Origin of the sequence: Lysinibacillus sp. FSL K6-0057 (genome assembly GCF_038630885.1) — a bacterium.
Classification (GTDB): Bacteria; Bacillota; Bacilli; order Bacillales_A; family Planococcaceae; genus Lysinibacillus; species Lysinibacillus fusiformis_F.
Genome location: NZ_CP152047.1, coordinates 4612117 through 4636575, shown reverse-complemented (window position 1 = coordinate 4636575; position 24459 = coordinate 4612117). Strand labels below are relative to the sequence as shown.

Annotated in this window: 20 protein-coding genes; 16 read left to right on the top strand and 4 right to left on the bottom strand. The window is 37.1% G+C overall.

Annotated features, from left to right (window positions below; all coding sequences use genetic code 11):
* Positions 1 to 163: 163 nt before the first annotated feature.
* The 9 genes from MHB40_RS23135 to MHB40_RS23095 all read left to right on the top strand — a co-directional run bounded on the left by MHB40_RS23135 (position 164) and on the right by MHB40_RS23095 (position 9699).
* Positions 164 to 1912, top strand: coding sequence for a methyl-accepting chemotaxis protein (locus tag MHB40_RS23135; RefSeq protein WP_342533526.1), 1749 nt, complete (start codon positions 164 to 166; stop codon positions 1910 to 1912).
* Between the two features lie 224 nt (positions 1913 to 2136).
* The gene (locus tag MHB40_RS23130; protein WP_342533525.1) at positions 2137 to 3879 is read left to right on the top strand and encodes a methyl-accepting chemotaxis protein; all 1743 of its coding nucleotides are present in this window, start codon (positions 2137 to 2139) and stop codon (positions 3877 to 3879) included.
* A 90-nt stretch (positions 3880 to 3969) separates the two neighbouring features.
* On the top strand, positions 3970 to 4530 hold the full coding sequence (locus MHB40_RS23125) for a YdcF family protein (protein WP_342534812.1): 561 nt from the start codon (positions 3970 to 3972) through the stop codon (positions 4528 to 4530).
* 143 nt (positions 4531 to 4673) lie between these two features.
* Positions 4674 to 6371: a M3 family oligoendopeptidase gene (locus MHB40_RS23120; RefSeq protein ID WP_342441844.1), complete on the top strand. Its 1698-nt coding sequence runs from the start codon at positions 4674 to 4676 to the stop codon at positions 6369 to 6371.
* A gap of 156 nt (positions 6372 to 6527) precedes the next feature.
* The gene (locus MHB40_RS23115; protein WP_205445957.1) at positions 6528 to 7625 is read left to right on the top strand and encodes an AI-2E family transporter; all 1098 of its coding nucleotides are present in this window, start codon (positions 6528 to 6530) and stop codon (positions 7623 to 7625) included.
* An 11-nt stretch (positions 7626 to 7636) separates the two neighbouring features.
* A complete protein-coding gene (locus MHB40_RS23110) occupies positions 7637 to 8260 on the top strand; it encodes an NUDIX domain-containing protein (RefSeq protein WP_036079462.1) in 624 nt (207 codons plus the stop codon).
* A 134-nt stretch (positions 8261 to 8394) separates the two neighbouring features.
* On the top strand, positions 8395 to 8859 hold the full coding sequence (locus MHB40_RS23105) for a hypothetical protein (protein ID WP_004231915.1): 465 nt from the start codon (positions 8395 to 8397) through the stop codon (positions 8857 to 8859).
* Positions 8860 to 8881: 22 nt separating this feature from the next.
* Positions 8882 to 9073, top strand: a complete 192-nt coding sequence (locus tag MHB40_RS23100; RefSeq protein WP_205445955.1) for a hypothetical protein — start codon at positions 8882 to 8884, stop codon at positions 9071 to 9073.
* A gap of 17 nt (positions 9074 to 9090) precedes the next feature.
* Complete coding sequence (locus MHB40_RS23095) at positions 9091 to 9699, top strand: alpha/beta hydrolase (protein ID WP_342533524.1); 609 nt, start codon at positions 9091 to 9093, stop codon at positions 9697 to 9699.
* A 46-nt stretch (positions 9700 to 9745) separates the two neighbouring features.
* Here MHB40_RS23095 and MHB40_RS23090 read toward each other — a convergent pair whose 3' ends face one another.
* From MHB40_RS23090 to MHB40_RS23080, 3 genes are all read right to left on the bottom strand, one after another.
* Complete coding sequence (locus MHB40_RS23090) at positions 9746 to 11857, bottom strand: MMPL family transporter (RefSeq protein WP_342533523.1); 2112 nt, start codon at positions 11855 to 11857, stop codon at positions 9746 to 9748.
* 105 nt (positions 11858 to 11962) lie between these two features.
* Positions 11963 to 12979: an inorganic phosphate transporter gene (locus MHB40_RS23085; RefSeq protein ID WP_205445952.1), complete on the bottom strand. Its 1017-nt coding sequence runs from the start codon at positions 12977 to 12979 to the stop codon at positions 11963 to 11965.
* A gap of 21 nt (positions 12980 to 13000) precedes the next feature.
* Positions 13001 to 13621: a DUF47 domain-containing protein gene (locus MHB40_RS23080; protein ID WP_205445951.1), complete on the bottom strand. Its 621-nt coding sequence runs from the start codon at positions 13619 to 13621 to the stop codon at positions 13001 to 13003.
* 424 nt (positions 13622 to 14045) lie between these two features.
* On the opposite strand from MHB40_RS23080, the gene MHB40_RS23075 reads away from it, so the two are divergent.
* Positions 14046 to 14732: an ABC transporter ATP-binding protein gene (locus MHB40_RS23075; RefSeq protein ID WP_342441840.1), complete on the top strand. Its 687-nt coding sequence runs from the start codon at positions 14046 to 14048 to the stop codon at positions 14730 to 14732.
* A 1-nt stretch (position 14733) separates the two neighbouring features.
* Positions 14734 to 16053 carry an FtsX-like permease family protein gene (locus MHB40_RS23070; protein ID WP_342533522.1) on the top strand — a complete coding sequence of 440 codons (1320 nt, stop codon included), beginning with the start codon at positions 14734 to 14736 and terminating at the stop codon, positions 16051 to 16053.
* A 53-nt stretch (positions 16054 to 16106) separates the two neighbouring features.
* Here the strand turns inward: MHB40_RS23070 and MHB40_RS23065 are convergent, their stop codons facing one another.
* Positions 16107 to 17267: an SAM-dependent methyltransferase gene (locus MHB40_RS23065; protein ID WP_342533521.1), complete on the bottom strand. Its 1161-nt coding sequence runs from the start codon at positions 17265 to 17267 to the stop codon at positions 16107 to 16109.
* Positions 17268 to 17465: 198 nt separating this feature from the next.
* Here MHB40_RS23065 and putP point away from each other — a divergent pair, with 198 nt between their 5' ends.
* The 5 genes from putP (at position 17466) to MHB40_RS23040 (ending at position 24448) form a co-directional block, all read left to right on the top strand.
* A complete protein-coding gene (gene putP, locus MHB40_RS23060) occupies positions 17466 to 18953 on the top strand; it encodes a sodium/proline symporter PutP (protein WP_342533520.1) in 1488 nt (495 codons plus the stop codon).
* Positions 18954 to 19087: 134 nt separating this feature from the next.
* Positions 19088 to 20374 (top strand): GTPase HflX, encoded by a 1287-nt coding sequence (hflX, locus tag MHB40_RS23055; RefSeq protein ID WP_342441836.1) that lies wholly within the window; start codon positions 19088 to 19090, stop codon positions 20372 to 20374.
* Between the two features lie 411 nt (positions 20375 to 20785).
* Positions 20786 to 22273, top strand: a complete 1488-nt coding sequence (locus MHB40_RS23050; RefSeq protein ID WP_205445945.1) for a peptide MFS transporter — start codon at positions 20786 to 20788, stop codon at positions 22271 to 22273.
* 205 nt (positions 22274 to 22478) lie between these two features.
* Positions 22479 to 23624: a M20 peptidase aminoacylase family protein gene (locus tag MHB40_RS23045; RefSeq protein WP_342533519.1), complete on the top strand. Its 1146-nt coding sequence runs from the start codon at positions 22479 to 22481 to the stop codon at positions 23622 to 23624.
* Entirely contained in the window at positions 23624 to 24448 is an 825-nt protein-coding gene (locus MHB40_RS23040) for a GNAT family N-acetyltransferase (RefSeq protein WP_342533518.1), read from the top strand. Before MHB40_RS23045 ends, MHB40_RS23040 begins: the two co-directional genes overlap by 1 nt.
* Positions 24449 to 24459: the final 11 nt, after the last annotated feature.

Sequence of the window (24459 nt, the reverse complement as noted above, 5' to 3'; positions counted from 1 at the left end):
GGTAGCGGAGGAAGCGATTCGGCGCTCGCCCACAGGAAAGCAAGTAGCCTGCAACGGAAATCCATTTCTACCTTTCAATTGACTGTTTTGTTTTTCAACACTATGAATAGTACAATATGTACTATTAAGATATTAATATATCAGTATATTAAAGGAGGAAAGTATGCGAGCGACAGGCAAATTAAGCAATAAAATAGTGTTAATGTCATTGGTAATGTTAGTGGCTTTGTTAACTTTTTTCATTATAACAACAATTTATACAGCAAAATCCTCTGTTAATAAAACAATGGGAACGCAGGCAGTTGCAGTTGCCGAGAATATTGCAAAACATTTAAATGCAGCTGAATATGAGCAACTCTCAAAGGAACCAAAAGAATCTGAGTTATATTGGCGACTTCGGGAAGAGCTCAACGAATTACGTGAAATAAATGGTGTTCTCTATGCCTATACTTTCGCAGTACCACAGGAAGATAAAAAGGTACGGTTTTTAGTGGACGGTATGCCAGTAGATGACCAAGAAAATGCTGGAGCTATAGGAGACGAGTCTTCTTCCACATACTACAAAGATATTGAAAAAGTAAAAAATACAGGAAGTTACTACTCCGATATTTTACATAGTGATTTTGGAGATTATTTATCTGGTACTGTTCCATTAAAGGATGTGGCAGGGAATATCGTTGCCTTTGTTGGGGTTGATATAGAAGCAACAGAGGTAAGTAGTGTTGCGAATGCAGTATTAACAGCCATTTTACCTGCTTTAATTGTTGTCATATTAGCTTTAACAGGTATTGTTATGTTTATCCTGTATCGTTATATAAATGGAGCATTAAAACCTTTAGCCCACTTAGGGATTGCAGCGCAAAGTTTTGCTCAAGGGGATATTGCTAAGGCAACGATAGAAGTAGAGAAAATACAGTTAAAAGGAACAAATGAAATTACTATATTTGCACAATCTTTTAGAGAATCACTACAAAAATTAAAAGAAACATTCCATACGATTCAACAACGCACATTTGCCTTACAAAATGTTGTTCAAAAAATTGATGAGACTTCTCAACATGTGGAAGCATCAAACGCTCAAATTGCTGATCGGATTATCGAAATCGCCGCTGGTAGTGAGCAACAGCAGCAAAACAATCAAGAGGTTGTATTGACTATGGATGAGATGTCGATTGGTATTCAACGACTAGCTGATACAACTTCAGAAATTGCAGAGTCATCATCAGCTATGACAGGGTTGGTTGAAACAAGTGTTAGTCATTCTCAAGAAGTTGTCTCTCAAATTCAGAATGTGGAATCTTCTGTTTTACGAACGGCTAATCATGTCGAGGAAATGGGTGAAAAGTTCCAATCGATTGAAGAGATGGTGACGATCATTACGAGCATTGCGGATCAAACAAACTTACTTGCTTTAAATGCTGCGATTGAAGCAGCAAGAGCAGGAGAAGCTGGAAAAGGATTTGCAGTCGTAGCGGATGAAGTGCGTAAGCTTGCAGAGATGTCTAAAGCATCAGCTGACGAAATACACATGCATTTAGAAAGCTTTAAGAAGATAACTGATCGAGCGTTACAAGAGATGTCTAGCAGTACGATAGATGTACAAGCAGGCAATAAAGCAGTACAACATATAGGTGTAAGTCTAGAGAAAATATTGCAGTCTGTTCTTGAGGTGAATAATAAAATTCAAGATGATTCTGCTGTGATTGAAGAAATGTCAGCAGGCTCTGAGGAAGTATTAGCTACTACTGAGCAGATGAATGCTATTGCGAAGCATAGTGTACTAGGAACAAAGGAAGTAGCAACTGCCTCCGATTTACAAGTATCTATGGTTTCTGAATTAAATGAAGTTGTAACAATATTAGATCAAACAACGAAAGAGGTTATAGAAACGATTAATACATTTAAATTATGATAATCTTAAAACTATTTTTCTATAAGCGTACGCCTTGTGGAAAAATAGTTTTTAAAATTTTTGACCATTAAAATATTACTAGTGGTTAGCATAAAAGTATTGAAATGAACCAGATTAAGGGAAATTAGAAAATAATTTGTGCTTTACCCATTGTGAAAACTTTCAAACCATAACATAATATAAAGTAATATATTGTTGAACGAAGAAAATAAGGGGGTTAAAGTATGAGGTTTTTACGTTCAATACAGGGGAAATTGATTATTATATCATTAGCACTACTAATTATTCCAAGTTTAATTATTGGTATAGTTAGTTATGGTAAGGCGAAGAATGGTATGGAGGATATAGGGGAGCAGGTTCTTTACAATAGTGTTGAATCCGCTTTGCAATTAATCGAGCTTGCAAATGAGAGTGTTGAAAAAGGTGACGTTCCTTTAGCAGTTGCACAGGAACGAGTACGTGAAGCGTTTCTTGGTCCGAAAGGTAGTGATGGAAAACGGCCTATTAATTATCCTGGTGATTTAGGGGAATATGGCTATATCTACGTATTGGATGATAAGGGAACATTAACAACACATCCAACTCGAGAAGGGGATAATCTTTGGAACGATCAAGATAGTAGTGGGAATTACTTTATTCGAGAAGTAACTGAAAAGGCACTTGATGGTGGTGGTTTTACACAATATGAATTTGAACTACCAGGTCAGGATGTCTTAGCAGATAAAATTATTTATTCTGAGAAAGATCCACACTGGGGATGGATTATTGCATCAGGTACATACATGCAGGATTTTAATGCAGAGGCAAATTCTTTATTGTTAGTAATTGGTCTGACATTAGTTGGTGCCATCATTATTGGAACGATTGTTGTCATTCTAGTATCAAGACATCTGGCATTACCAGTTCAGAAATTATCAAAACGCGTGCGCGAAGTAGCGAAGGGAAATTTAACAGTAGATATTGAGCACTTACAGCGTTCAGATGAAATTGGACAGTTAAATGAGGGCTTTAATGAAATGGTAAATCAACTCAAAACGCTCATTTCAGATGTGGAGGAAGCAATTGTAGAAATACAATCGACATCAGCGAATTTAACTGCAGTAGCTGAAGAGACAAATGCCTATGGTGATGAAATCGTCAAAGCAATTAATGAAGTATCCAAAGGTGCAGTCAAGCAAGCATCTGATGCAGAGGATACAAACCGAACAGCTATCGAGTTTGCGCAGCAAATTGAAGGTTTGCATGATAAAAATGAATTAATGTCGGATGCATCACAGCATATGAAAAAATCAAATGAAGAAGGCCTAGTTAATCTAGACAGCTTAAAGGATAAATCACGGGAGTCTTCAAATCTTATTCAGAATATTCAGTCTGTGTTTGGTAGCTTAATTGTCAAGGTGCGTGAAATTGAAGGCATCGTGGGGACAATTACGGAGATTTCAGATCAAACGAATTTACTTGCACTTAACGCCTCTATTGAAGCAGCAAGAGCGGGTGAGCATGGTAAGGGATTCGCAGTTGTTGCGGAAGAAGTACGTAAACTTGCTGATCAAACATCTGTAGCGACTGAGCTAGTACGCACGACGCTAAAGGGCATTGAAAGTGAAACAAACTTAGTCAATGATGAAATGCAGAAAACCCATATCATTGTACGTCAACAAAACGATTCTGTCGTGGTAACAGAATCATCCTTTAAAGAAATTAAATTGGCTGTTGAAAAAATAATAGCTATCATAGGAGATACGACAGAGAGTGTTGAATATTTAAATAGCTCCAAAAATGATATTATGCAATCGATTGAAAGCATTGCGATGATTAGTGAAAAGAATGCTGCTGCGTCTGAAGAGGTAACAGCATCTGTAGATGAGCAACAGCGAGCGATTCAACTCGTTAGCGAATCTTCCAATGATTTAACCGATGAAATATCAGCCTTACAGGAGTCTATTAAACGGTTTATATTGAGATAATCGTTCAGGGTGCTTGGTCAACAAGCATCCTTTTCTTTTTATCCTCGTTAATAAAAGGTAAAGGAGGAATGATTTGTGAGAAGGTGGTTGATGACAATTGGTGTTATTCTAGTCGGTATAGGAATCGTTCTTTATATTTGGTTGGGAAAAGAAATAGATCAGGGTGTAGAACCTAATGCCAACGGTTCAGCTGATTATTTGATTATATTGGGGGCAAAAGTAAAGCCAGGTGGGGTGCCATCGCTTTCATTAAAAAGTAGATTAGAGGTGGCTGTTCCATACTTAACAAAATACCCACATGTTAAGGTCATTGTGTCAGGTGGACAAGGCCCTGATGAAGATCGAACAGAGGCATCTGTAATGCAAGACTATTTGGAACAGCATGGCATCGATGCTACAAGAATTATCATAGAGGATCAATCTACATCTACTTATGAAAATTTAGTATTCTCTAAAGAATTATTACCAAAAGATACAAAAAAAATTACCATCGTTTCTAATGACTTTCATTTGAAACGTGCAAAATATCTTGCTGAAACTTTAAAGTTTGAAGTAGATGTCCTATCAGCAAAAACACCAAAATCAGTAGAAGCGAAATTAAGAATAAGAGAAAGAGCTGCGTTATTAAAAACATATATTGTGGGCTATTAAAACAATAACGCCTTTGATTAAGGAACAGCTTCTTTCTCACAAAAAAATCATCACAACAGAATAGAGATAATTGTTTCTTAATAGATTCTATTTGGCATATAATAGAAATATTACGGGGTATAGGACAGAAAGAGGGGACTTTAATGACAACGTTTAAAGAATATGAATACAGCCGTCCAAATGTGGCATCGATGAAAGAGCAACAATTAGCACTCATTGAGCAATTTAAACAAGCACAGTCGATGGACGAGCAAAGTAATATCATTGAAAAGCACAATGCAATTAGTAATGACTTTGCGACAATGGCTAATTTAGTATACATTCGTGCTTCAATCGATACGAACGATGAATTTTATCAAGCAGAACGTGATTATTTCGATGAAGTAGGTCCTGAGCTAGAAGAAGTCACGACAGAATACTATAAAGCATTAATTGATTCACCGTTCCGTGAACAATTAGAAGAAAAATGGGGCCAACAATTATTTGATCTAGCAACTTATCAAATTAAAGGCTTCTCACCGGCAGTTATTGATCTGATGCAAAAAGAAAACAGACTTGTTTCTGAGTACAATAAGCTTGTTGCTTCTGCACAAATTGACTTTAATGGGGAGACATTAACGCTTGCTCAACTTGGTCCGTTTGCAGAGTCAACTGATCGAGAAACACGTAAGGCAGCAACGGATGCTCGTTTTGGCTTCTTTGCAAAGCATGAAGATGAATTCGATCGTTTATATGACGAACTTGTCAAGGTACGCCATGAAATTGCGATTAAACTTGGCTATAACAACTATGTTGAACTAGGCTATATTCGTATGAATCGTATTGATTACAATGCTGATATGGTTAAAAAATTCCGTGATCAGGTTCGTGATTTAATTGTGCCTGTTGCAACAAAGCTATACGAGCGTCAGGCAAAGCGAATTGGCATTGAAGATTTTAAATTTTATGATGAAGCACTTAACTTCTTATCAGGTAATGCTACACCAAAAGGGAATCCAGAGTGGATTGTAGCAAACGGTAAAAAAATGTATGAGGAGCTCTCACCTGAAACAGGAGAATTCTTCAATTTCATGATTGATCATGACTTAATGGATCTAGTAGCGAAGAAAGGGAAAGAAAGTGGCGGTTATTGTACGTTTATTGAAAACTATCATTCCCCATTCATTTTCTCAAACTTTAATGGTACTTCAGGTGACATCGATGTATTAACACATGAAGCTGGACATGCTTTCCAAGTTTATTCAAGCCGTGACATTGGCATTCCTGAGTATTTATGGCCAACCTACGAATCTTGTGAAATTCACTCGATGAGTATGGAATTCTTCACATGGCCTTGGATGGAGCTGTTCTTTGAAGGTGATACAGAGAAATATAAATTTACACATTTAAGTAGCGGTCTTCTATTCTTACCATATGGTGTGGCAGTAGATGAGTTCCAGCATGTTATTTATGAAAATCCAACAATGACACCTGCTGAACGTAAAGCTGCATGGAAAAAAATTGAGGAAACATATTTACCACACCGTGACTATGATCATAACAGCTACTTAGAGGCTGGGGGCATTTGGCAACGTCAAGCTCACATTTATGCAAGCCCGTTCTACTATATCGATTACACGTTAGCACAAATCTGTGCCTTCCAGTTCTGGAAACGTTCACGTGAAGAATTTGAAGCAGCTTGGAAAGACTATATCCACCTTTGTGGTTTAGGTGGCTCCATGTCCTTTACAAAGCTTGTAAAAGAGGCAGGCTTAATCTCACCATTTGAGGATGGCTGTGTTGAATCGGTTATAGGAGAAATTGAGGCATTCTTAAATTCAATAGATGATTCTTCTCTATAATTGATTACTTAAATTCGTTTCACTTCCACGATAACTATTGTGGAAGTGAGCGAATTTTTTAGTTTGTCAGAGGAGTTCTGTAAAAAAATACTAGGATACTTGCGAAATGGTTAATATATCAGTAGTATTTTCAGTAACTGCAATTAAAGGAAGTGAATGAAAGTGACGAGGAAAGTTTGGTTTCAAGTAGGGGTAGGGATACTACTTACACTACTAATCATTAAATATTTTATAGAAATTCATTGGATTTTTTCACCACTTGTCATCATATTAAAAGCCATTTTTGTGCCTTTACTACTTGGTGGTGTTCTCTATTATGTGACTGAGCCGATTCAGAGGTTTTTAGAAAAACGTAGGTTTCCTAGATGGGGAAGTATATTGACGATTTTGTTCGGACTAATAGCAATGGTAGGCGTTTTTGGCTGGATTATTGGTAACCCGATTGCCGAGCAGGTCAATAAATTAGTGAAGAATGCCCCTATGATTAGTACAAGTATTAGTACGAGCATTCAGCAACTAACAGACTATGTAACGCAAAATAAGGATAACTTCCCCCAGCAATTAAATGATGTTATCAAAAAAATGGCGAATTCGGTACAAGATATTGCAGTAGTGACGAGTAAAGGATTTGTGGCCTTTTTACAATCCATTGTATCTGTGTCGTTATTAGCCATTTTAATCCCATTCTTCTTTATTTTTATGCTGAAGGATCATGAGAAGTTTGCTCCATCCATCTATAAATACTTCAGTGGTGAACGTCAGCAATGGGTAAAGAAAACGTTAAGTGAAATTGATGATGTATTACGTACTTATATTCAGGGCCAACTGCAAATTAGTTTTTTATTAGCACTTATAATGTATGTAGGCTATTTAATTATCGGATTGGACTACTCGTTATTGCTAGTGATTTTTGCATTCTTTATGAATATGATTCCGTTTATCGGGCCTTGGATTGCCTTTGCGCCAGCTCTGATTGTGGCCGTTATTCAAGATCCGATTTTAGTGGTTTGGGTATCCGTTGTGACGCTAGTTGCGCAGCAAATAGACAGCAACTTTATTACACCTAATGTCATGGGGAAATCTCTTGATATTCATCCGCTTACCGTTATTACAATTATTTTAGCGGCAGGTAATATAGCAGGTTTTATTGGTATTATTATCGCTGTGCCATTTTATGCAGTCTTAAAGGTTATCGTATCCAATATTTATGATCAACGTAATGCGATTAAGAAAAAAGCGACGAAGTCAGTATAGGAGTCGAAACAATGGAACAAGAAATTGTAAAGGTATTTAATGAACAGCATGAGCAAATTGGGACAGCTACGAGAGCAGAAGTGCATGAAAAAGGGCTTTGGCATGAGACTTTCCATTGCTGGCTTGTCAATGAGGACTATATTTATTTTCAAGTACGCAGTTCACAGAAAAAGGATTATCCGGGGTTACTCGATATTACGGCAGCAGGACATCTTTTAGCAATTGAGACAGTAGAGTCAGGTATTCGAGAAGTGAAAGAAGAATTGGGCCTCAATATTGATGTCCATGAAGTTGTTAAAATGGGCATGACCTCTTGTAGTATCGTTTCTGAAAATATGATTGACAATGAATTTTGCCATGTCTACATATACCCTTTCAAGCATGATTGGGATTCCTTTGCTTTACAGTATGAGGAAGTATCAGGCGTAGTAAGAGCGAGGCTAAATGAGGCGGAGGCTTTCTTTTTAGGAGAAACGACGACACTGAATATTGAAGGGTATGAATATTTCCCTGATGGTCAACGTGTGAGAATTGTCAGACCAGTCGGTACCGCACAATTTGTTCCTTATCGGGAATTGTATGTAGCACAGGTGATAAAATTCACACGTGAAAAAATATTTAATCAAACCTCATAAGCTTAAATAGGATAAGCTATAATATTAGCTTGTCCTATTTTCTTGCGCAAAAATGATTTAGAAACGACACGATATAATAGGAAAAAATGAGTTATACTGTTAGATAGATTGTAAAGAAAAGGAGCATTTTTTATATGCTAACATTTGAACAAAAACAAGCGATTATTGAATCGTTTTCTGAGCTAACAAAAAAGGAAATTTCTTTAAAGCGCCTAAATTATCACTATATGGATAGTCTTTACGAAAAGACGATTGTAGTTGAAAAATTACACCCAAATGGCAATGGCTTTGTCTTTGTTGGAGATTTATTGCGCTACGAGAACGAAGCTAATGATAAAGGATTAGTAAATATCCGTGATTATGATGAACAACAACTTCGTGAAATTATTGAAGACGCTATCCAATATTTATCTGAAGAAGTAGAAGAGCAGGAGCCGATTGTAGAGATTTGGCATAGCCGAGATGGTAGTCAATTACAGCTAGCTTTTGAGCAACGTTCTTGGAATGTGTATCATGGAGACAATCTTGAAGAGGCATTTGGTACGTATGAGGCTGCGAAGGAATATTTACTCGAAGAAGGCTTTCGTACAAAGAAATAAGAAATACGGGGGATCATGATAGATGAACGGAAAAAAATTAGTGGGAATTGTTATTGTTGTTGTCATTGCGGCATGTTTATTTTCAGTTTATACCATTACTAATTTTTATAAAAACCACGAAGAGCAGCCAAATAGTGAAAATCGTGAAATTAATAAGTCAAAGAGCTTGAATTTAATTTTGCCACAGGCTACAATTATCTCGAATTCAAGATAATTGAGAGGTGACTGTCAGTGCAACATATTTATTATAAAGGAACAGACGAAACGAAACCGACATTATTATTGCTACATGGTACAGGTGGTAATGAAGAAAGTCTTATTGGGCTGGCAAAAGAAATAGATGAAACAGCTAATATTTTAAGTGTTCGTGGGAATGTACTTGAGCATGGAATGCCACGATTTTTTCGCCGATTAGCGGAAGGTGTCTTTGATATTGAAGATTTAATTTTTCGTACAAAGGAGCTTCATGAATTTTTACAGACGTCAGCACAGCAATATGGCTTTGATCGCCAACGAATTGTAGCAATAGGTTATTCGAATGGTGCTAATATTGCAGCAAGCTTATTATTCCATTATGACGATGCGTTAGCAGGAGCTATTTTACACCATCCAATGGTACCAAGACGTGGTATCGAATTACCGCAACTTTCTTCAACACCTGTGTTTATCGGTGCGGGCTCGAATGATCCGATGTGTACAGCACAGGAATCTGAGGATTTAGAAACACTTTTAAGTTCGGCAGGCGCAACGGTAACGACGAAATGGTTTAATTTTGGTCATCAACTAACAATGCCTGAAGTACAAGCAGCAAAAGAATGGTATAACAGCATCTACGCTTAATTGAAATATCCGCTTCCTTTTATCAAGGAGGCGGATTTTCATTATGTTATCTACTTTTCTTCGAGAATGGTAGCCACCAGTTCCAATCGCCAAATAGCTTCATAAGACTAGGTACAAGCATAAGACGAATAATCGTTGCATCAATAGCAACAGCAATGGCGATACCCAAACCAATTTGCTTCACAGGCATCACATCAGTAAAGGCAAATGCACCTGTAATAACAATCATGATAAGCGCTGCCGATGTAATAATACGGCTTGTGGAGGTCAGTCCATCAATTGTTGCGCGCGTATTGTCGGAGCCCTTTAAATATTCCTCTTGGATACGAGAAATTAAAAAGACTTCGTAGTCCATACTTAAGCCAAATACAAGACAAAAAACAATAACTGGAATGATCAGTACAATGGAGCCTGCTTCTATACCAAAATGTCCATATTGGAAAATATAAACGAGTATACCGAATGCAGATGAAAGCCCAATAATGTTCATAATGATCGCCTTTAACGGAATTAAGATAGAACGGAATGCCAACATTAAAATAAAGAATGTGGATACGATAATAATCGCTATAGCCAAAACAATTTTATTAGCAATTTCATCAAAGATTTCTTGGTTGAATTTAGCTGGCCCTCCAAGTGCAAAATCCACGCCTAGGTCTTTGTCCATCCATGTTCGAGCAAATTTTTGAGCTGTAGAGGAAGAACCTGCTGCATCAATTGTGATTGGGACAAATAGCTGGGTATCCTTCGAGAAGGAATTAATAACAGGTTCTAATTGTTCTGCAACCTGTGGAATAGCTAAAGAAGCAGAAAGCTCCTCAGGTGTTTGAATGTTAGCTGCTGTATATATAGTTGAAACATTAGTCACTAACGGGTCCTTTAATAGCTTTTCTTGAATAGAATAAATTAGCTCTCTACCTTCAGTATCCTCCCAGCCATCTTTTCGTTCAGCCAATAAATATAATGTAGAGGATTCACCTAGTCCAAATGTTTCATCTAATTTATCGTATGCTGCACGTGCATCATATTTCGTTGGTAAGGAGTCCACCTGTGGAATCGTTAATTGGATATCCTTTAAAGGAATCATACCAATGCCAAGTAACAATAATGCTGAAATCACTATAGCTACCGGATGTTTCATGACAAAACCTGCAAAGCCGCGCCAACGATTTGCGCCACCTGGTTTAACACGGATTAAGCGCCATTTATTAAGTCTATCTCCTAACAGCATCATTGTGGCAGGAAGTAATGTTAAGCCAGAAAGAACGGCTAATAGGACGACTATAGTGCCTCCTAGGGCGATATTATGAAAAATTTCTACATCAATGACAATCATCGCACCTAAGCCAATCATGACACAGACTGCGGAGAAAATGATAGAACGTCCTGCTGTCTGTATAGCAGTTTGAATGGCTTGTGCAATAGAAGTATGAGCGCGTTCTTCTCGGTAACGATTGATAAACAGCAACGCAAAATCAATGCTTAAAGCCAGCCCAAGCATTGGGACAATATTTAAGACGAAAATAGATAAATTTACATTCGCACTAAGTAGCGTCATGATACCAAAGGCGGTAACCACTGTTACAACACCAATGATAATGGGTAAAATAGAAGCTACAACTGTACCAAAAGCTAATAAGAGAATCACGATGGCAATGGGCAATCCAATGGCTTCAGCTGATGCTAAATCCTTTTGACTGGCTGTATTTATGTCAGAAGAAATAACAGGCCCTCCGGTAATACTAACACCGTCTTTTTCAATTAATGAACGGAATTCCTCAACAATATCAGGGAGGTTCTCCACGTCATTTTTTAAATGAACCATAGCATAGGCAATGCCATCTTTCTGTAAAGAGGAGTCTTCTAAGGGTGATTGGATTGAATGGATCTCTTTTATGCTATTTAATTTTTTTAACGTGTCTTCAATTTTCTGATCATTAGCTGGATCAAAGACAACCAAAATCGTATCAGATGGTAGATCAAATTTTTCTGCTAGCTCATTGGTAACATAGGTATGATCGGCTTCAACAAAAAAACCATCACCTTGAAGTTTGCCTGGAAGCTGTAAAGCAAAGTACGCCATCGCTAGAAAAATAATAAGCCATATGGCTACGATTGCTTTCGCATGTGCTGTAATAAAAGCTGAAAAAGTTTTCATAGTTGTTTATACATCCCCCTTTTCAATTAGTGTAAAGGATGTGTCACATTTTGTCGTGTGACAAAGTAAAGACTCCCATCCATTTTGTGGACGGGAGTCTTATTGTTAAAAGAATAATGATAATACAAAATAAATAACAGATGCCATAACGGCTGAAATGGGCATTGTAATAACCCAAGTAGTAACAATCTTACGAGCCATACCCCAGTTTACACCACGTACACGCTGTGCTGAACCAACACCCATAATGGATGAAGAAATAACATGTGTTGTTGATACTGGTAAGTGAATTAATGTAGCGCCAAAAATAACAGTAGCTGATGCTAAATCTGCCGCAACACCATTAACAGGACGGATTTTCATAATCTTACCGCCAACCGTTTTAATGATTTTATAACCACCAATTGAGGTACCTAGACCCATTGCTGTTGCTGCCGCAGCACGTACCCAGAAAGGTATTTCATCCCCAGTATGCAAGCCACCAGCGATTAAAGCCATCGTCATAATTCCCATTGCTTTTTGCGCATCATTTGTACCATGGGTGAATGATTGGATGGCAGCAGTGAAAATTTGCATTGTGCGGAAACCTTTATTTGTTCGATATAAATTTAAATTTTTAAACCATATTTTAAAAAGTGTCATCATAATAAAACCTGCACAAATAGCAAGCAAAGGTGAAAACACTAACGCCATAATGATTTTAGTAAAGCCGCCATAGTTTAACACATTGAAACCAGCTGACGCGATAGCAGCACCAGCAATAGACCCAATCAATGTGTGTGAAGAGCTGGAGGGAATACCGAAATACCATGTCAGTAAATTCCAAATGATAGCGGAAATTAATGCAGCTAAAATAACGACTGAGCCTGTCGTGTCACCTTCAAAAGCATTTAAAGCAAAAGGGTCTACAATATCTTTTGTTAGAGCTTTCGCAACCCCAACAAAGGTGATAGCACCGATAAAGTTCATAGTTGCGGCCATGATGATTGCCGTGCGAGGCGGCAATGCTCTAGTAGAAACCGAAGTTGCGATAGCATTTGCTGTATCATGGAAGCCATTGATAAAGTCAAATGTTAGGGCAAAGATGACGACCAGTACGGTTAATATAATGATTGTGTTCATTGTAAAGTGCCCATCTCCTAATTATGCGTTACGCATGATAATTGTTTCCATAGTATTTGCTACGTTTTGACAATGATCAGCGATATCTTCAAGTTGTTCATAAATATCCTTAAATTTAATGAGGCGGATTGGATCCTTTTCATTTAAAAATAACTTCTTAATAGAAGTACGTTGTACCTCATCACATTCACGTTCATAGTCTTTAATAAGAATTGCGTGCGGACGCATGCCAATTAGATTCTTTTTCTTTAACTCTTCTGTCGCTTTGACTATTTCATCAGCACTTTTTGAAATAAATCCTAAGAAAATGCGCATAGATTCATCAATCTCAGTGAGTGAAAACATTTCAAAGTGCGCAATACAGTGTTCTGTACCATCTAAAACATCATCCATACGAATGGCAAGCTCTAAAATATCCTCACGTTCAATAGGTGTCATGAATGATTTGTTTAACATTACAATCAGTTCATGAATAAGCTTATCACCAGCGGTTTCGTAATTTTTCATTGTAATGCTAATCTCTTTTAGGTCAGCCACACTGTTAATACGAAAATCATTTGCGTAATGTACAGCCTCTCTCATATTTTCAGCAATTTTATGCAATGTAATAAAGAAAGGGTCTTGTTTTTTTGAGTTAAGCATGTGAATCGAATCCTCCTGGATATAAATAAATTAATCGACCTCTAAACTTTACTATCATAACAAAATCTTTAATTTATCTACATAAAAATTTTATATTCGACACGAAAATTTACATTCCTGTAATATACAATTCGTTCACAAAAAGTGAGATGGTCAAGCTGTATTTATTTTTATAGGTACAGATAAAACCTTGTTATAATGGGCAATTTTTCTATAAAGGTGGCTTATTAGTACAGATAAAGACGCAAAAAATGATAAATAAAAATAAAAATAGCGAGTTTGAATTGTAAAGGTAATGTAAATTCGTTTGGAGACCAAAAGAGTACCTTCTTATTCTTAAGAATATCTTCATTTTTATCCTCTCTCTTTATTAAGAATTGTTTTCTACAATGAAAATGAATGAGAAAGGAGCGTTTATTAGCAAATGATTCAAGTTGAAAACTTACAGCATACATTTTTAATTGGAAAACGAGGGAAGGAAAAGCAAGTGCCAGTATTGAAAGGTGTGAACTTTGAGGTCAATAAAGGAGAAATTGTTGCCATTGTAGGTAAAAGTGGCTCAGGAAAATCGACTTTATTACAAGTTTTAGCTGGTTTTATGAAAGCTGAACAGGGCTCTATTAAAGTAAATGGAAAGGAAACAGCCCATCTAACTGAAACAGAAAGTGCTGCCTTCCGTTTACGTCAATTCGGTTTTATTTTTCAAAACTTTCAATTGATGCCTGGTTTAACGGCATTCGAAAATATTGAATTACCTTTAAAGCTACAGGGTTTGCGTAAGGCTATGCGCAAAGAAAAAGTAAAAAAATTAATGGACAAGGTTGGTTTGACAGAAGTAGCAGACCATTATCCAAATGAATTGTCAGGTGGACAGCAACAGCGTGTCAGCATTGCACGAGCCCTTATTACAAATCCTCCCATATTACTTGCAGATGAGCCAACAGGGAGTCTCGATTCAGAAACCGAGCAGGATATCTTACTGCTCATTCAAAGTTTAAATCGTGAATTAGGGCTAACTTTTGTCATTATAACGCACGATGAAGAAGTAGCTACTATCGCACATAAACGCTTCCGCATGTACGATGGAGAACTTGTAAAGGAGGAAGCTTAACATGTTATTTAAGGATCAACTAGGTTTTGTAACACAGCATATCAAGAAAAACAAGCTGCGTGTGTTTATGACGATACTAGCTGCAACGATGGGCTGTGCCTTTCTAATCGTGCTAGCATCCGTTGGTTTTGGCTTACAGGAGTCTTTACGCAATGAAATTCTGTCAAACGAAACCGTTACGAAAATTCAAGTATATGGCGATAAGCAATTAACTGAAGAGCAAGTACAAGAAATTAAAAAAATGGAGCATGTAGAAACAGTGCTTGAAACAATTAGTGTCAATGCTTCCGCGCAATCATTTTTCGAGGATCGTGATACAACTTCTAATTTAATATTGTCAAATATGCAGGACTTTGAGCAGGTAAATGGAAAGCTTGCAAAAGGGCACTATCCAACAAAATCCAATGAAATTGTTGTAGGCTATCATTTTGCTCAAACATTATTAAATGAAACAGAACGCAATCTCATTGCGGAAAAGAGTAAAAAGGCTGAAGCAGAGGGCACTTACTATGATGGCAGTGAAGAAGGCTATAAGGAATCATTGATTGGAAAAAATATTGACCTGTCCTTAGTTCCTCACACTGGCACAAATGATGAAACGCAAAAAATGAGCTATACAATTGTTGGCATAATGGAGAAACCTTCTTATGATTGGATGGTTGATAATGCTATTCATATGGATAAGGTACAAAAGGCAGTATTAGCTGAAAATTTATCTACAAGTAATAACATGGCAGAGGATGAGCTATTTTACTCCGAATTTAACATTTATGCGGATACTTTAGAAAATGTAAAGCCGATTTTAGAGAAATTAAAAGATAGAGGCTATAGCGTATATTCAGTCACTGAGCAATTAGATCAAATGAATGTATTTTTCCTTGTATTAAAAATTGGCTTAATCTTTGTAGGTACGATTGCTGTGTTGATTGCTTCCATTGGTATTTTCAATACAATGACGATGGCTGTCACAGAGCGTACTCGTGAAATTGGTGTGTTAAAGGCAATTGGGGCAAGTCCAAAGCTTATTCAACGGCTGTTTTTAATGGAAAGTACATTTATCGGTATTTTTGGTACGCTAATTGCAGTTATTATCTCATATGCCATCAGTTTTGCGGCTAATGCAGCATTACCATTGATTCTTAAGGCGGCAACTGGGGAAGAAGCATTCGCAACAAATGATATTACATTTTCTCTGATTCCATGGCAACTAGTTATTATTGCAGCGGCCATTAGTGTTGGCGTAGCGATGATTTCAGGCTACCGCCCAGCACGTAAAGCAACTAAAATCGATGTTATTCAAGCTTTGCGACAAGAGCTATAATAAAAAGGCGGTCCAATCAACATTGGATCGCCTTTTATTTTGATAGAAGTGCATTATAAGTACTCTTTTAACTCATTAGCTAAAAATGGTGTTGCATTGAGTAATTTTAAGAAGGCATCATAGCTTGCACGTTGCTCTTCATTTGGTTTTTTACCTGTTTGATATGCTCGAATTAAAATATTTTTAGGTGTATTCTCCATATCAATAAACTCTAAAAGCTGTGCCTCGTAGCCAACAAGAGATAAAATTTCAGCTCGAATAGCGTCTGTGGCAAGTGCTGCAAAACGCTCTCGAACAAGACCGTGTTGCAACATAATGTCTAGAGCAGGCGTATTTAGTTGACGATTTAACTCATGCTGACAGCAAGGAACACTTAGAATGACACTTGCGCCCCATTTCACAGCACGAGCCAAGGCCATATCTGTGGCTACATCGCATGCATGGAGTGTCACCACCATGTCTACAGTGCTTTCATCATTATAATCATTGATATCTCCTACAAGAAATTCTAGCTGGTCATAGCCTAAATCCTGTGCTATTCTCGAGCATTCTTCAATAACCTCTTTTTTTAAATCTAAACCAGTAACACGAATGTCTAAGCCTTTTTCGATTTTTAAATAATGATACAAAGCAAAGGTTAAGTAGGATTTACCTGAACCAAAATCTAAAATCCGCACCTGTCGATCCTGTGGTAAGTATGTTAAGGCGTCATCAATAAATTCAATGAAGCGGTTAATTTGTTTAAACTTATCATACTTTTGTTTTTTAACCTTTCCTTCTTCTGTTTGAACCCCTAGTCGAATTAAAAATGGATAGGGTTGGTTATCTGAAAGTAAATGATTTTTTTTACGATTATGGGCTAAATTGACTTGTTTAGGTGAAGTCGTTTTATCTGATTTCCAAAGGACTTTATTCTTTTTGGATAATTGCACATGTACCGTTTCATCTACGAAATCGATATGGGCTTGACGATACTCCTCAAAAAAGGCGTCAAGCTTGGAAGGAAAATGAGCCAATTGAATATTTTCATGTTTTAAAATGCGTTCATATTGGTATTCAATTTGTATATGGTACTGATTCTTTAACATTAATGGTTTTAATTTTACACGTTTTACTTCGTTTGATTTCATACGTGGTTGACTGATTGTAGCAGTCACAAGCTGTTGTTGCAAAATTTGCTCAGTGAGCAGAGTTTTCATTTCTTCAAATGTCATACATTTTCGCCTACTTTATTGTGTAATAGATGGCACTAGTTTAACACATTTTATAATAGACAATGTCTACTTTGGCATTCGGAAATAATTTAATAAAAATTCCGAGTATTTATAGGTAGAATTGTATATTCATGGTATCTTAAATATAGTAATTCTTTTTGAATTGGTGATACTAAGTATTAAAAAGGAGGAGAAAATATGTCGGATAACATGTATCAATTATTAGCAATTATTATTTATATGGTCGCCATGCTAGCAATTGGCTGGTATGCATTTGTTAAAACATCGAATTTAACAGATTATATGCTTGGCGGTCGTTCTTTGGGTCCAGCGGTTACGGCGCTAAGTGCGGGTGCTGCGGATATGTCTGGCTGGCTCCTAATGGGCTTACCAGGTGCAATATTTTTATCAGGTCTTGTGGAAGCTTGGATTGCGATTGGACTCACAATAGGGGCTTACCTAAACTGGCTACTTGTTGCACCACGTTTACGGGTATACACACAGGTTACGAATGATTCCATTACCATTCCAAGTTATTTGGATAACCGATTACGGGATAATACGAAGCTAATTAGGATTGCTTCTGGTATCATCATCCTATTATTTTTCACGTTTTATGTATCGTCAGGGATGGTAGCAGGAGGCAAGTTTTTCGAGAGTTCATTTGGTTATGATTATCACACAGGGTTATTAATCGTTTCAGGTGTAACAGTCGCCTATACATTATTCGGTGGATTTTTAGCTGTAAGTTATACAGACTTTTTACAAGGACTTATCATGTTTTTAGCACTTATTACTGTACCGCTATTTGGTTTATTTGCAACAGGTGGAATAGGAGAAACGATTTCATCTATTAAATCCGTTAATCCAGATCTTCTGAATTTATTACCAGCCACTGCTACAGCAGCGGGGATTATTTCTTCAGTTGCTTGGGGGCTAGGTTATTTTGGACAGCCTCATATCATTGTCCGCTTTATGGCGATTAGCTCTGTGAAAGAAACGAAGCAAGCACGACGCATTGGTATTGGCTGGATGATGTTAAGCTTATTTGGAGCTATTGGAACTGCCTTGGTGGGTGTAGCTTATTATCAGCAAAATGCTGGTGAGCTAAAAGACGCTGAAACAGTATTCATTGTACTTGGACAGATTTTATTCCATCCGTTTATAGCAGGTATTATGCTGGCGGCTATTTTAGCAGCTGTTATGAGTACAATTTCATCCCAATTAATCGTAACATCTTCAGCGCTTGTAGAGGATATTTATAAAGCATTATTTAATAAAACAGCAGACGATAAACATTATGTTTTTGTTGGACGTATGGCTGTATTAGTTGTTGCAATTATTGCAGCAATCCTAGCATGGAATCCAGATAGCTCCATCTTAAGCTTGGTTGGCTTTGCATGGGCAGGATTCGGTGCCGCTTTCGGACCAATTATTTTGCTTTCTTTATATTGGAGAAAGTTAACGAACTATGGAGCACTTAGCGGAATGGTGACAGGGGCTGTAACCGCGTTTATTTGGGGTAAAGTAGATGCTTTATCAAGTGCGTTGTACGAAATTGTTCCGGGCTTCCTTGTTTGTTTAATTGTTGCGGTTGTGGTCAGTATGCTGACATATAAACCAAATAAAGAAATTGAAGAAGAGTTCACACGCTCAGAAGCATTGCTAAAAGAAGAAAGAAAATAGTTGAGATGCGCCTTTCCTTGAGGCGCATTTTTTTAGAAAAGTGAACGATGTTCTTCAGATACGAAAAAGGGTATTTTATGGTAAGATGAAGAAAATTTGTCGTAGGGACACCAGGCTTTGGTGGGAGGTTTCTAATGGATAGAATTAAGGAAGTTGATGTATTAATTGAAAAGGCCATACTCGTTGGCGTAAATTTACGAAACGATGAGCATTTTGACTATTCTATGGAAGAGTTACAAAATTTAGCTGAGGCTTTGCATGTAGAAGTGGTAGGGATTGTCACGCAAAATTTGGAACGTGTCACACCTTCCCATTATGTAGGTACAGGTAAAATAGAAGAAATCAAAAATTTTTATGAAGAAGCACAAGCAAATCTTGTTATTTTTAACGATGAATTGTCTCCTTCGCAAATCCGTAATTTAGAGCGTGATTTAGCAACGAAGGTCATTGATCGAACAATGCTTATTTTAGATATTTTTGGAAGACGCGCAAAAACACGTGAAGCACAAATGCAGGTGGAGTTAGCACAGCTTCAATACATGCTACCTCGCTTAGTAGGTTTGCATGCCTCTCTAAGTCGTCAGGGTGGAGGTACTGGAGGTGGCTTTAAAAACCGAGGTGCTGGTGAAACAAAGCTGGAACTGGATCGACGAAAGATTGAAGATCAAATTGCTAAAATTAAAAAGGATCTTGAGCACGTTAAGGAGCAACGAGAAACGCAGCGTAAACAGCGTCGTAAAAATGCTCTTCCAGTTGTATCGATTGTCGGCTATACAAATGCAGGTAAATCAACAATTATGAATCAACTGCTCACACAAATAGGACAAGAAGAGCACAAGCAAGTCTTTGAGAAGGATATGCTTTTTGCTACCCTTGAAACTTCTGTTCGTCAGATTGAACTACCTGATAAGAAGACATTTTTACTGACAGACACAGTAGGTTTCGTTAGTAAATTACCTCACCATTTAGTGAAGGCATTTCGCTCTACTTTGGAAGAGGCACGAGATGCTGATCTTTTACTTCATGTGGTGGATGTTTCAAATGCTGAGCATGGATTTATGATGAATGTGACAAATGAAACGCTTAAAGCAGTTGGTGTTGAGGACATTCCAACAATCTATGTATACAATAAGGCAGATATAGCGGATGTTCCTTATCCTGTAGTAAGTGGAGATAATATTTGGATATCAGCAAAGCAGGGGATTGGTTTAGAGGAATTAGTACAGTTAATTCGTCAACACATCTTCTCGCATTATGTAAAGTGTGACATGTTAATACCTTATGACCAAGGGAACGTTGTTTCTTATTTAAATGAACAAGCCTCTGTTTTTAATACTGCCTATGAAGAAGACGGGACATTATTGTCTCTTGAAGTAAAAGCAGCAGACTATGCAAAGTATCAACACTATGTTGTTAATTAAATAAAATGGATTTCCCAAAGCATGCCAAAATATTTTTGGCATGCTTTTTATGATTAGAGGGAATAGTAGAATCTAGAACAAAGTGAAAGGCGTACCGTAGGTTGTAGATAAAATAGTATAAATTTGTAAATAAAGTAATAAATCTGAATTTTAAATATTTTAGAATAATTCAATGAGTATGTATTAATTTTTTGGAAAGAAAGTGTGAGAAAACTTAGATATATCAAAGGATTTAATATTTTCGCTAATAATCAATCAGAATTTATAGAAAAATGACAAATTTTCAACATTTTTTAAAACTCTTGCTAAAGTTTATAAAACGCTTTAGTATGATGAAACAAAGTTTTTTTATCCTTATTTTAGGGTAATGATATTTTTAGAGAATAATTTTTAATTGGGAGAGGGTATTGTATGTCTAGTAAAGATGAAGTTGTAAAATCTGTCCCTCAAAATGGCTTTGTTGGACACCCTAAAGGGCTCTTTACTTTGTTTTTCACAGAATTTTGGGAACGTTTCTCGTACTATGGTATGCGAGCAATTCTCATCTTCTTTATGTATTATGAATTACATGAGGGAGGCTTAGGTCTAGACCGCGGAACAGCAAACTCTATTATGGCCATCTATGGCTCACTTGTTTATATGTCTGGTATTATAGGTGGATGGATTGCCGACCGAGTTTTAGGAACACGAAGAACCATTTTTTATGGTGGCGTGTTAATTATGATTGGTCACTTACTGCTAGCATTGCCTGGTGGTGTAAGCATGTTATTTGCTTCAATGGCATTTATCGTCATGGGTACTGGTTTATTAAAACCAAACGTTTCAAGTATTGTTGGGGACATTTATGCTGAAACAGATAGCCGCCGTGATGCAGGTTTTTCTATTTTCTATATGGGTATTAATATGGGAGCATTCATTGCACCATTTATTGTCGGAACAATTGGACAAAAGTATAGCTTCCACCTTGGCTTTGGTTTAGCTGGTCTGGGTATGCTAATTGGTTTAATTGTCTATAAATTAACAGAGAAAAAATATTTAGGCTTAGCGGGCTTACAAGTAAATAACCCATTAAAGCCTGAAGAACGTAAAAAAGTCTTTTTACAATTTGGAATTGCAGCTTTACTTATTATCATTTTAGGTGCTATTGGTATTAAAACAGGTACATTAACAATGAATGTATTCAGTTTTATCATTACGGCCCTAGGTGTATTAATTCCAACTGCATTCTTTATTTATATGTATCGCAGTAAAAAAACAACGAAGGATGAAAAGTCTCGTCTACTTGCTTATATTCCTTTATTTTTATCAGCGGTCATGTTCTGGGCTATCCAAGAACAAGGGGCAACAATTTTAGCGACATATGCAGATGAGCGTACACAGCTAAGTATTGGTGGTATTCAGCTTCAATCTTCATGGTTCCAGTCATTGAACCCATTATTTGTTATCACGATGGCACCATTATTTGCGATGCTATGGCTTAAATGGGGAGACAAGCAACCAACAACACCACGTAAGTTCTCATACGCATTGTTCTTTGCAGGTTTATCATTCTTAGTGATGATGATTCCCGCACACCTATCTGGTGGAGAAACATTAGTGAGTCCTTTATGGTTAGTATTGTCATTCTTCTTAGTGGTTGTTGGGGAGTTATTATTATCACCAGTTGGTCTATCTGCTACAACGAAATTGGCACCACAGGCCTTCGCAGCACAAACGATGTCTTTATGGTTTTTAACAAGTGCGGCAGCACAAGCAATTAATGCGCAATTAGTTAAGGTCTATGAAGTTGTAAGCGAATTCACATACTTTGGCTTCTTAGGTACCTTATCTATTGTAGTCGGAATTATTATATTAGTACTTTCACCGATTATTTCGAAAGCGATGAAAGGTATTAATTAAATGAAAGATGCAAGTACAGTTTTATTAATAGCTGTACTTGCATCTTTTTTTGCTATCTAAATAAAAGTCTATCTAAGAAGTTGAGAGCGAAATATATTATCGTAAGTAGTTATTTTGCTGAATGTGGGTATAAGTTTCTATGTAGATAATTATCATTTTCGTTATAATAATTTTAATAATATGAAAATTTAAGGGGTTGGAAGCCATGAAAGAAGAGTTAGATCATTTGAGGCCAAGATTAATGGAGATTTTTACGTATTTACATGCGAATCCAGAAATCAGCTGGCATGAAGTAGAAACAACCAATTATATAGTGGAGCTATTAACGCAGGAAGGCTTTTCTCCTATACGATTTAAAAACTCCACAGGGTTATATGTGGATGTAGGCAACGGAGGTCCGAAAGTAGGATTAAGAACAGATATAGATGCTTTATGGCAAGAAGTTGATGGCCATTTCCGTGCCAATCATTCATGTGGACATGACGGACATATGACGATGGCCATTGGTACGCTATTACTTTTAAAAGAACTACAGCAATCATTTAATGGCACAATCCGTGTTATTTTCCAACCTGCTGAAGAAAAAGGAACGGGAGCGTTATCCGTTTTAGAAGAAGGCGTTATTGATGACTTAGATTATTTATTTGGTGTCCATGTAAGACCTGTTCATGAGCTAGAGGACGGCACTTATTGTGCAGCCCTATACCATGGTGCCTCTCGCTTACTTGAAGGTGAAATTATTGGGGAGGATGCTCATGCTGCAAGGCCACACCTTGGCATTAATGCAATTGAAGTAGGTGCAACAATTATCGAAGATTTGCGAACCATTCATACAGATCCTATGGTTCCTGTATCTGTAAAGATGACGAAATTCCATGCTGGGGGAGATTCAGGCAATATTATTCCAGGTAATGCATCGTTCACGATTGATATACGTGCACAGCAAAACAAGGTAATGGATGATTTAGCACAAGGAGTAAAGCGTGTAATAGATTCCTCTAAATTATTGCATAAGGTACAGATTGAATTACGTACGGTTGCCAATATCGTAGCTGCTGAAGTTGATACAAGTGCACAATATTTTATGGAGCAGGCAATTATACAGGCTGCTGGGTTATCAAATTTAAGAAAGCCAGTTCATACACCTGGTGGAGAGGATTTTCACCATTATGCTGTGAAACGGCCACATTTAAAAACGACCATGCTAGGCTTGGGTTGTGGATTAACTCCTGGGTTGCATCATCCGAAAATGAAATTTAAACAAGCAAGACTTGTCACAGGAGTTGAGATTCTTACAAGAGTAGTTTTATTAGCTTTGGAATCAGGGCATAAAAAGGAGGCGTCAGCGTAATGTTAGAGCAAGTGCGAATTCACAAAGTAATGACACCGAAAGAAATTGCAGAGATCCAAAAATTGAATGCTGAAATATGGGGCAGCCAAGCAATACCCTCCCATCAATTATTAGCTGCTGTACAAAATGGGGGAATCGTATTAGGAGCGTATTTAGACGAAAAGCTAATTGGCTTTAATTATTGCTTTGTTGGTTATCAAGATAGAGAAATGTACTTGCATTCGCACATGATTGGTGTAGAAAAAGCATATCGTGAACAAGGTGTGGCTGAATTATTGAAGCATGCCCAACAAGAATATGCAAAAGAGCATGGTTTTCAACTTGTCCGCTGGTTAATTGAACCGTTAGAAGCACGTTTAGCTAATTTAGCATTTCTAAAATTGAACGCCACTAGCTATCAATATGAAAATGATTACTATGGTCCGCTCCGAGACGATTTTAATGAAGGGCTCCCATCAGATAGGCTAGTTGTTGAATGGTGGATTGAGCGTGATCAAATGGCAGATAGCCTTGATGAATTAGAAGAGCTAGCGCAGGAAATTGTACCTTGGACATTAACCGTCGACGGATTGCCAGTTCTAGATGTAGAAAATACATTTCAGTTGGAACAATCCTTTTACAAGGACGCCTATCTCTTACCGATCCCTCAATTTCTACAGAAGATGAAAGTGGAAAGTCCAAAGCTTGCAGAGGACTGGCGTTATAAAATTCGTACAATCTTAACGACATTATTTAATCAAGATTATGCTGTTGTACGCATGAAGAAACATCCAGAATATGTTCATAGCTATCTGTTAGTCAGACGCTCCTTATTAGCCTTATAATAATGCTAGGG

Excerpts from the sequence above, each read along its gene's own strand:
- MHB40_RS23100 (WP_205445955.1), top strand. The coding sequence starts at position 8,882 with ATGAACGGAAAAAAATTAGTGGGAATTGTTATTGTTGTTGTCATTGCG.
- MHB40_RS23045 (WP_342533519.1), top strand. The coding sequence starts at position 22,479 with ATGAAAGAAGAGTTAGATCATTTGAGGCCAAGATTAATGGAGATTTTT.
- MHB40_RS23125 (WP_342534812.1), top strand. The coding sequence starts at position 3,970 with ATGACAATTGGTGTTATTCTAGTCGGTATAGGAATCGTTCTTTATATT.
- MHB40_RS23080 (WP_205445951.1), bottom strand. The coding sequence starts at position 13,621 with ATGCTTAACTCAAAAAAACAAGACCCTTTCTTTATTACATTGCATAAA.
- MHB40_RS23090 (WP_342533523.1), bottom strand. The coding sequence starts at position 11,857 with ATGAAAACTTTTTCAGCTTTTATTACAGCACATGCGAAAGCAATCGTA.
- hflX (WP_342441836.1), top strand. The coding sequence starts at position 19,088 with ATGGATAGAATTAAGGAAGTTGATGTATTAATTGAAAAGGCCATACTC.
- MHB40_RS23070 (WP_342533522.1), top strand. The coding sequence starts at position 14,734 with ATGTTATTTAAGGATCAACTAGGTTTTGTAACACAGCATATCAAGAAA.
- MHB40_RS23130 (WP_342533525.1), top strand. The coding sequence starts at position 2,137 with ATGAGGTTTTTACGTTCAATACAGGGGAAATTGATTATTATATCATTA.
- MHB40_RS23105 (WP_004231915.1), top strand. The coding sequence starts at position 8,395 with ATGCTAACATTTGAACAAAAACAAGCGATTATTGAATCGTTTTCTGAG.
- MHB40_RS23110 (WP_036079462.1), top strand. The coding sequence starts at position 7,637 with ATGGAACAAGAAATTGTAAAGGTATTTAATGAACAGCATGAGCAAATT.
- MHB40_RS23135 (WP_342533526.1), top strand. The coding sequence starts at position 164 with ATGCGAGCGACAGGCAAATTAAGCAATAAAATAGTGTTAATGTCATTG.
- putP (WP_342533520.1), top strand. The coding sequence starts at position 17,466 with ATGTCGGATAACATGTATCAATTATTAGCAATTATTATTTATATGGTC.
- MHB40_RS23075 (WP_342441840.1), top strand. The coding sequence starts at position 14,046 with ATGATTCAAGTTGAAAACTTACAGCATACATTTTTAATTGGAAAACGA.
- MHB40_RS23065 (WP_342533521.1), bottom strand. The coding sequence starts at position 17,267 with ATGACATTTGAAGAAATGAAAACTCTGCTCACTGAGCAAATTTTGCAA.
- MHB40_RS23120 (WP_342441844.1), top strand. The coding sequence starts at position 4,674 with ATGACAACGTTTAAAGAATATGAATACAGCCGTCCAAATGTGGCATCG.
- MHB40_RS23115 (WP_205445957.1), top strand. The coding sequence starts at position 6,528 with ATGAAAGTGACGAGGAAAGTTTGGTTTCAAGTAGGGGTAGGGATACTA.
- MHB40_RS23040 (WP_342533518.1), top strand. The coding sequence starts at position 23,624 with ATGTTAGAGCAAGTGCGAATTCACAAAGTAATGACACCGAAAGAAATT.
- MHB40_RS23085 (WP_205445952.1), bottom strand. The coding sequence starts at position 12,979 with ATGAACACAATCATTATATTAACCGTACTGGTCGTCATCTTTGCCCTA.
- MHB40_RS23050 (WP_205445945.1), top strand. The coding sequence starts at position 20,786 with ATGTCTAGTAAAGATGAAGTTGTAAAATCTGTCCCTCAAAATGGCTTT.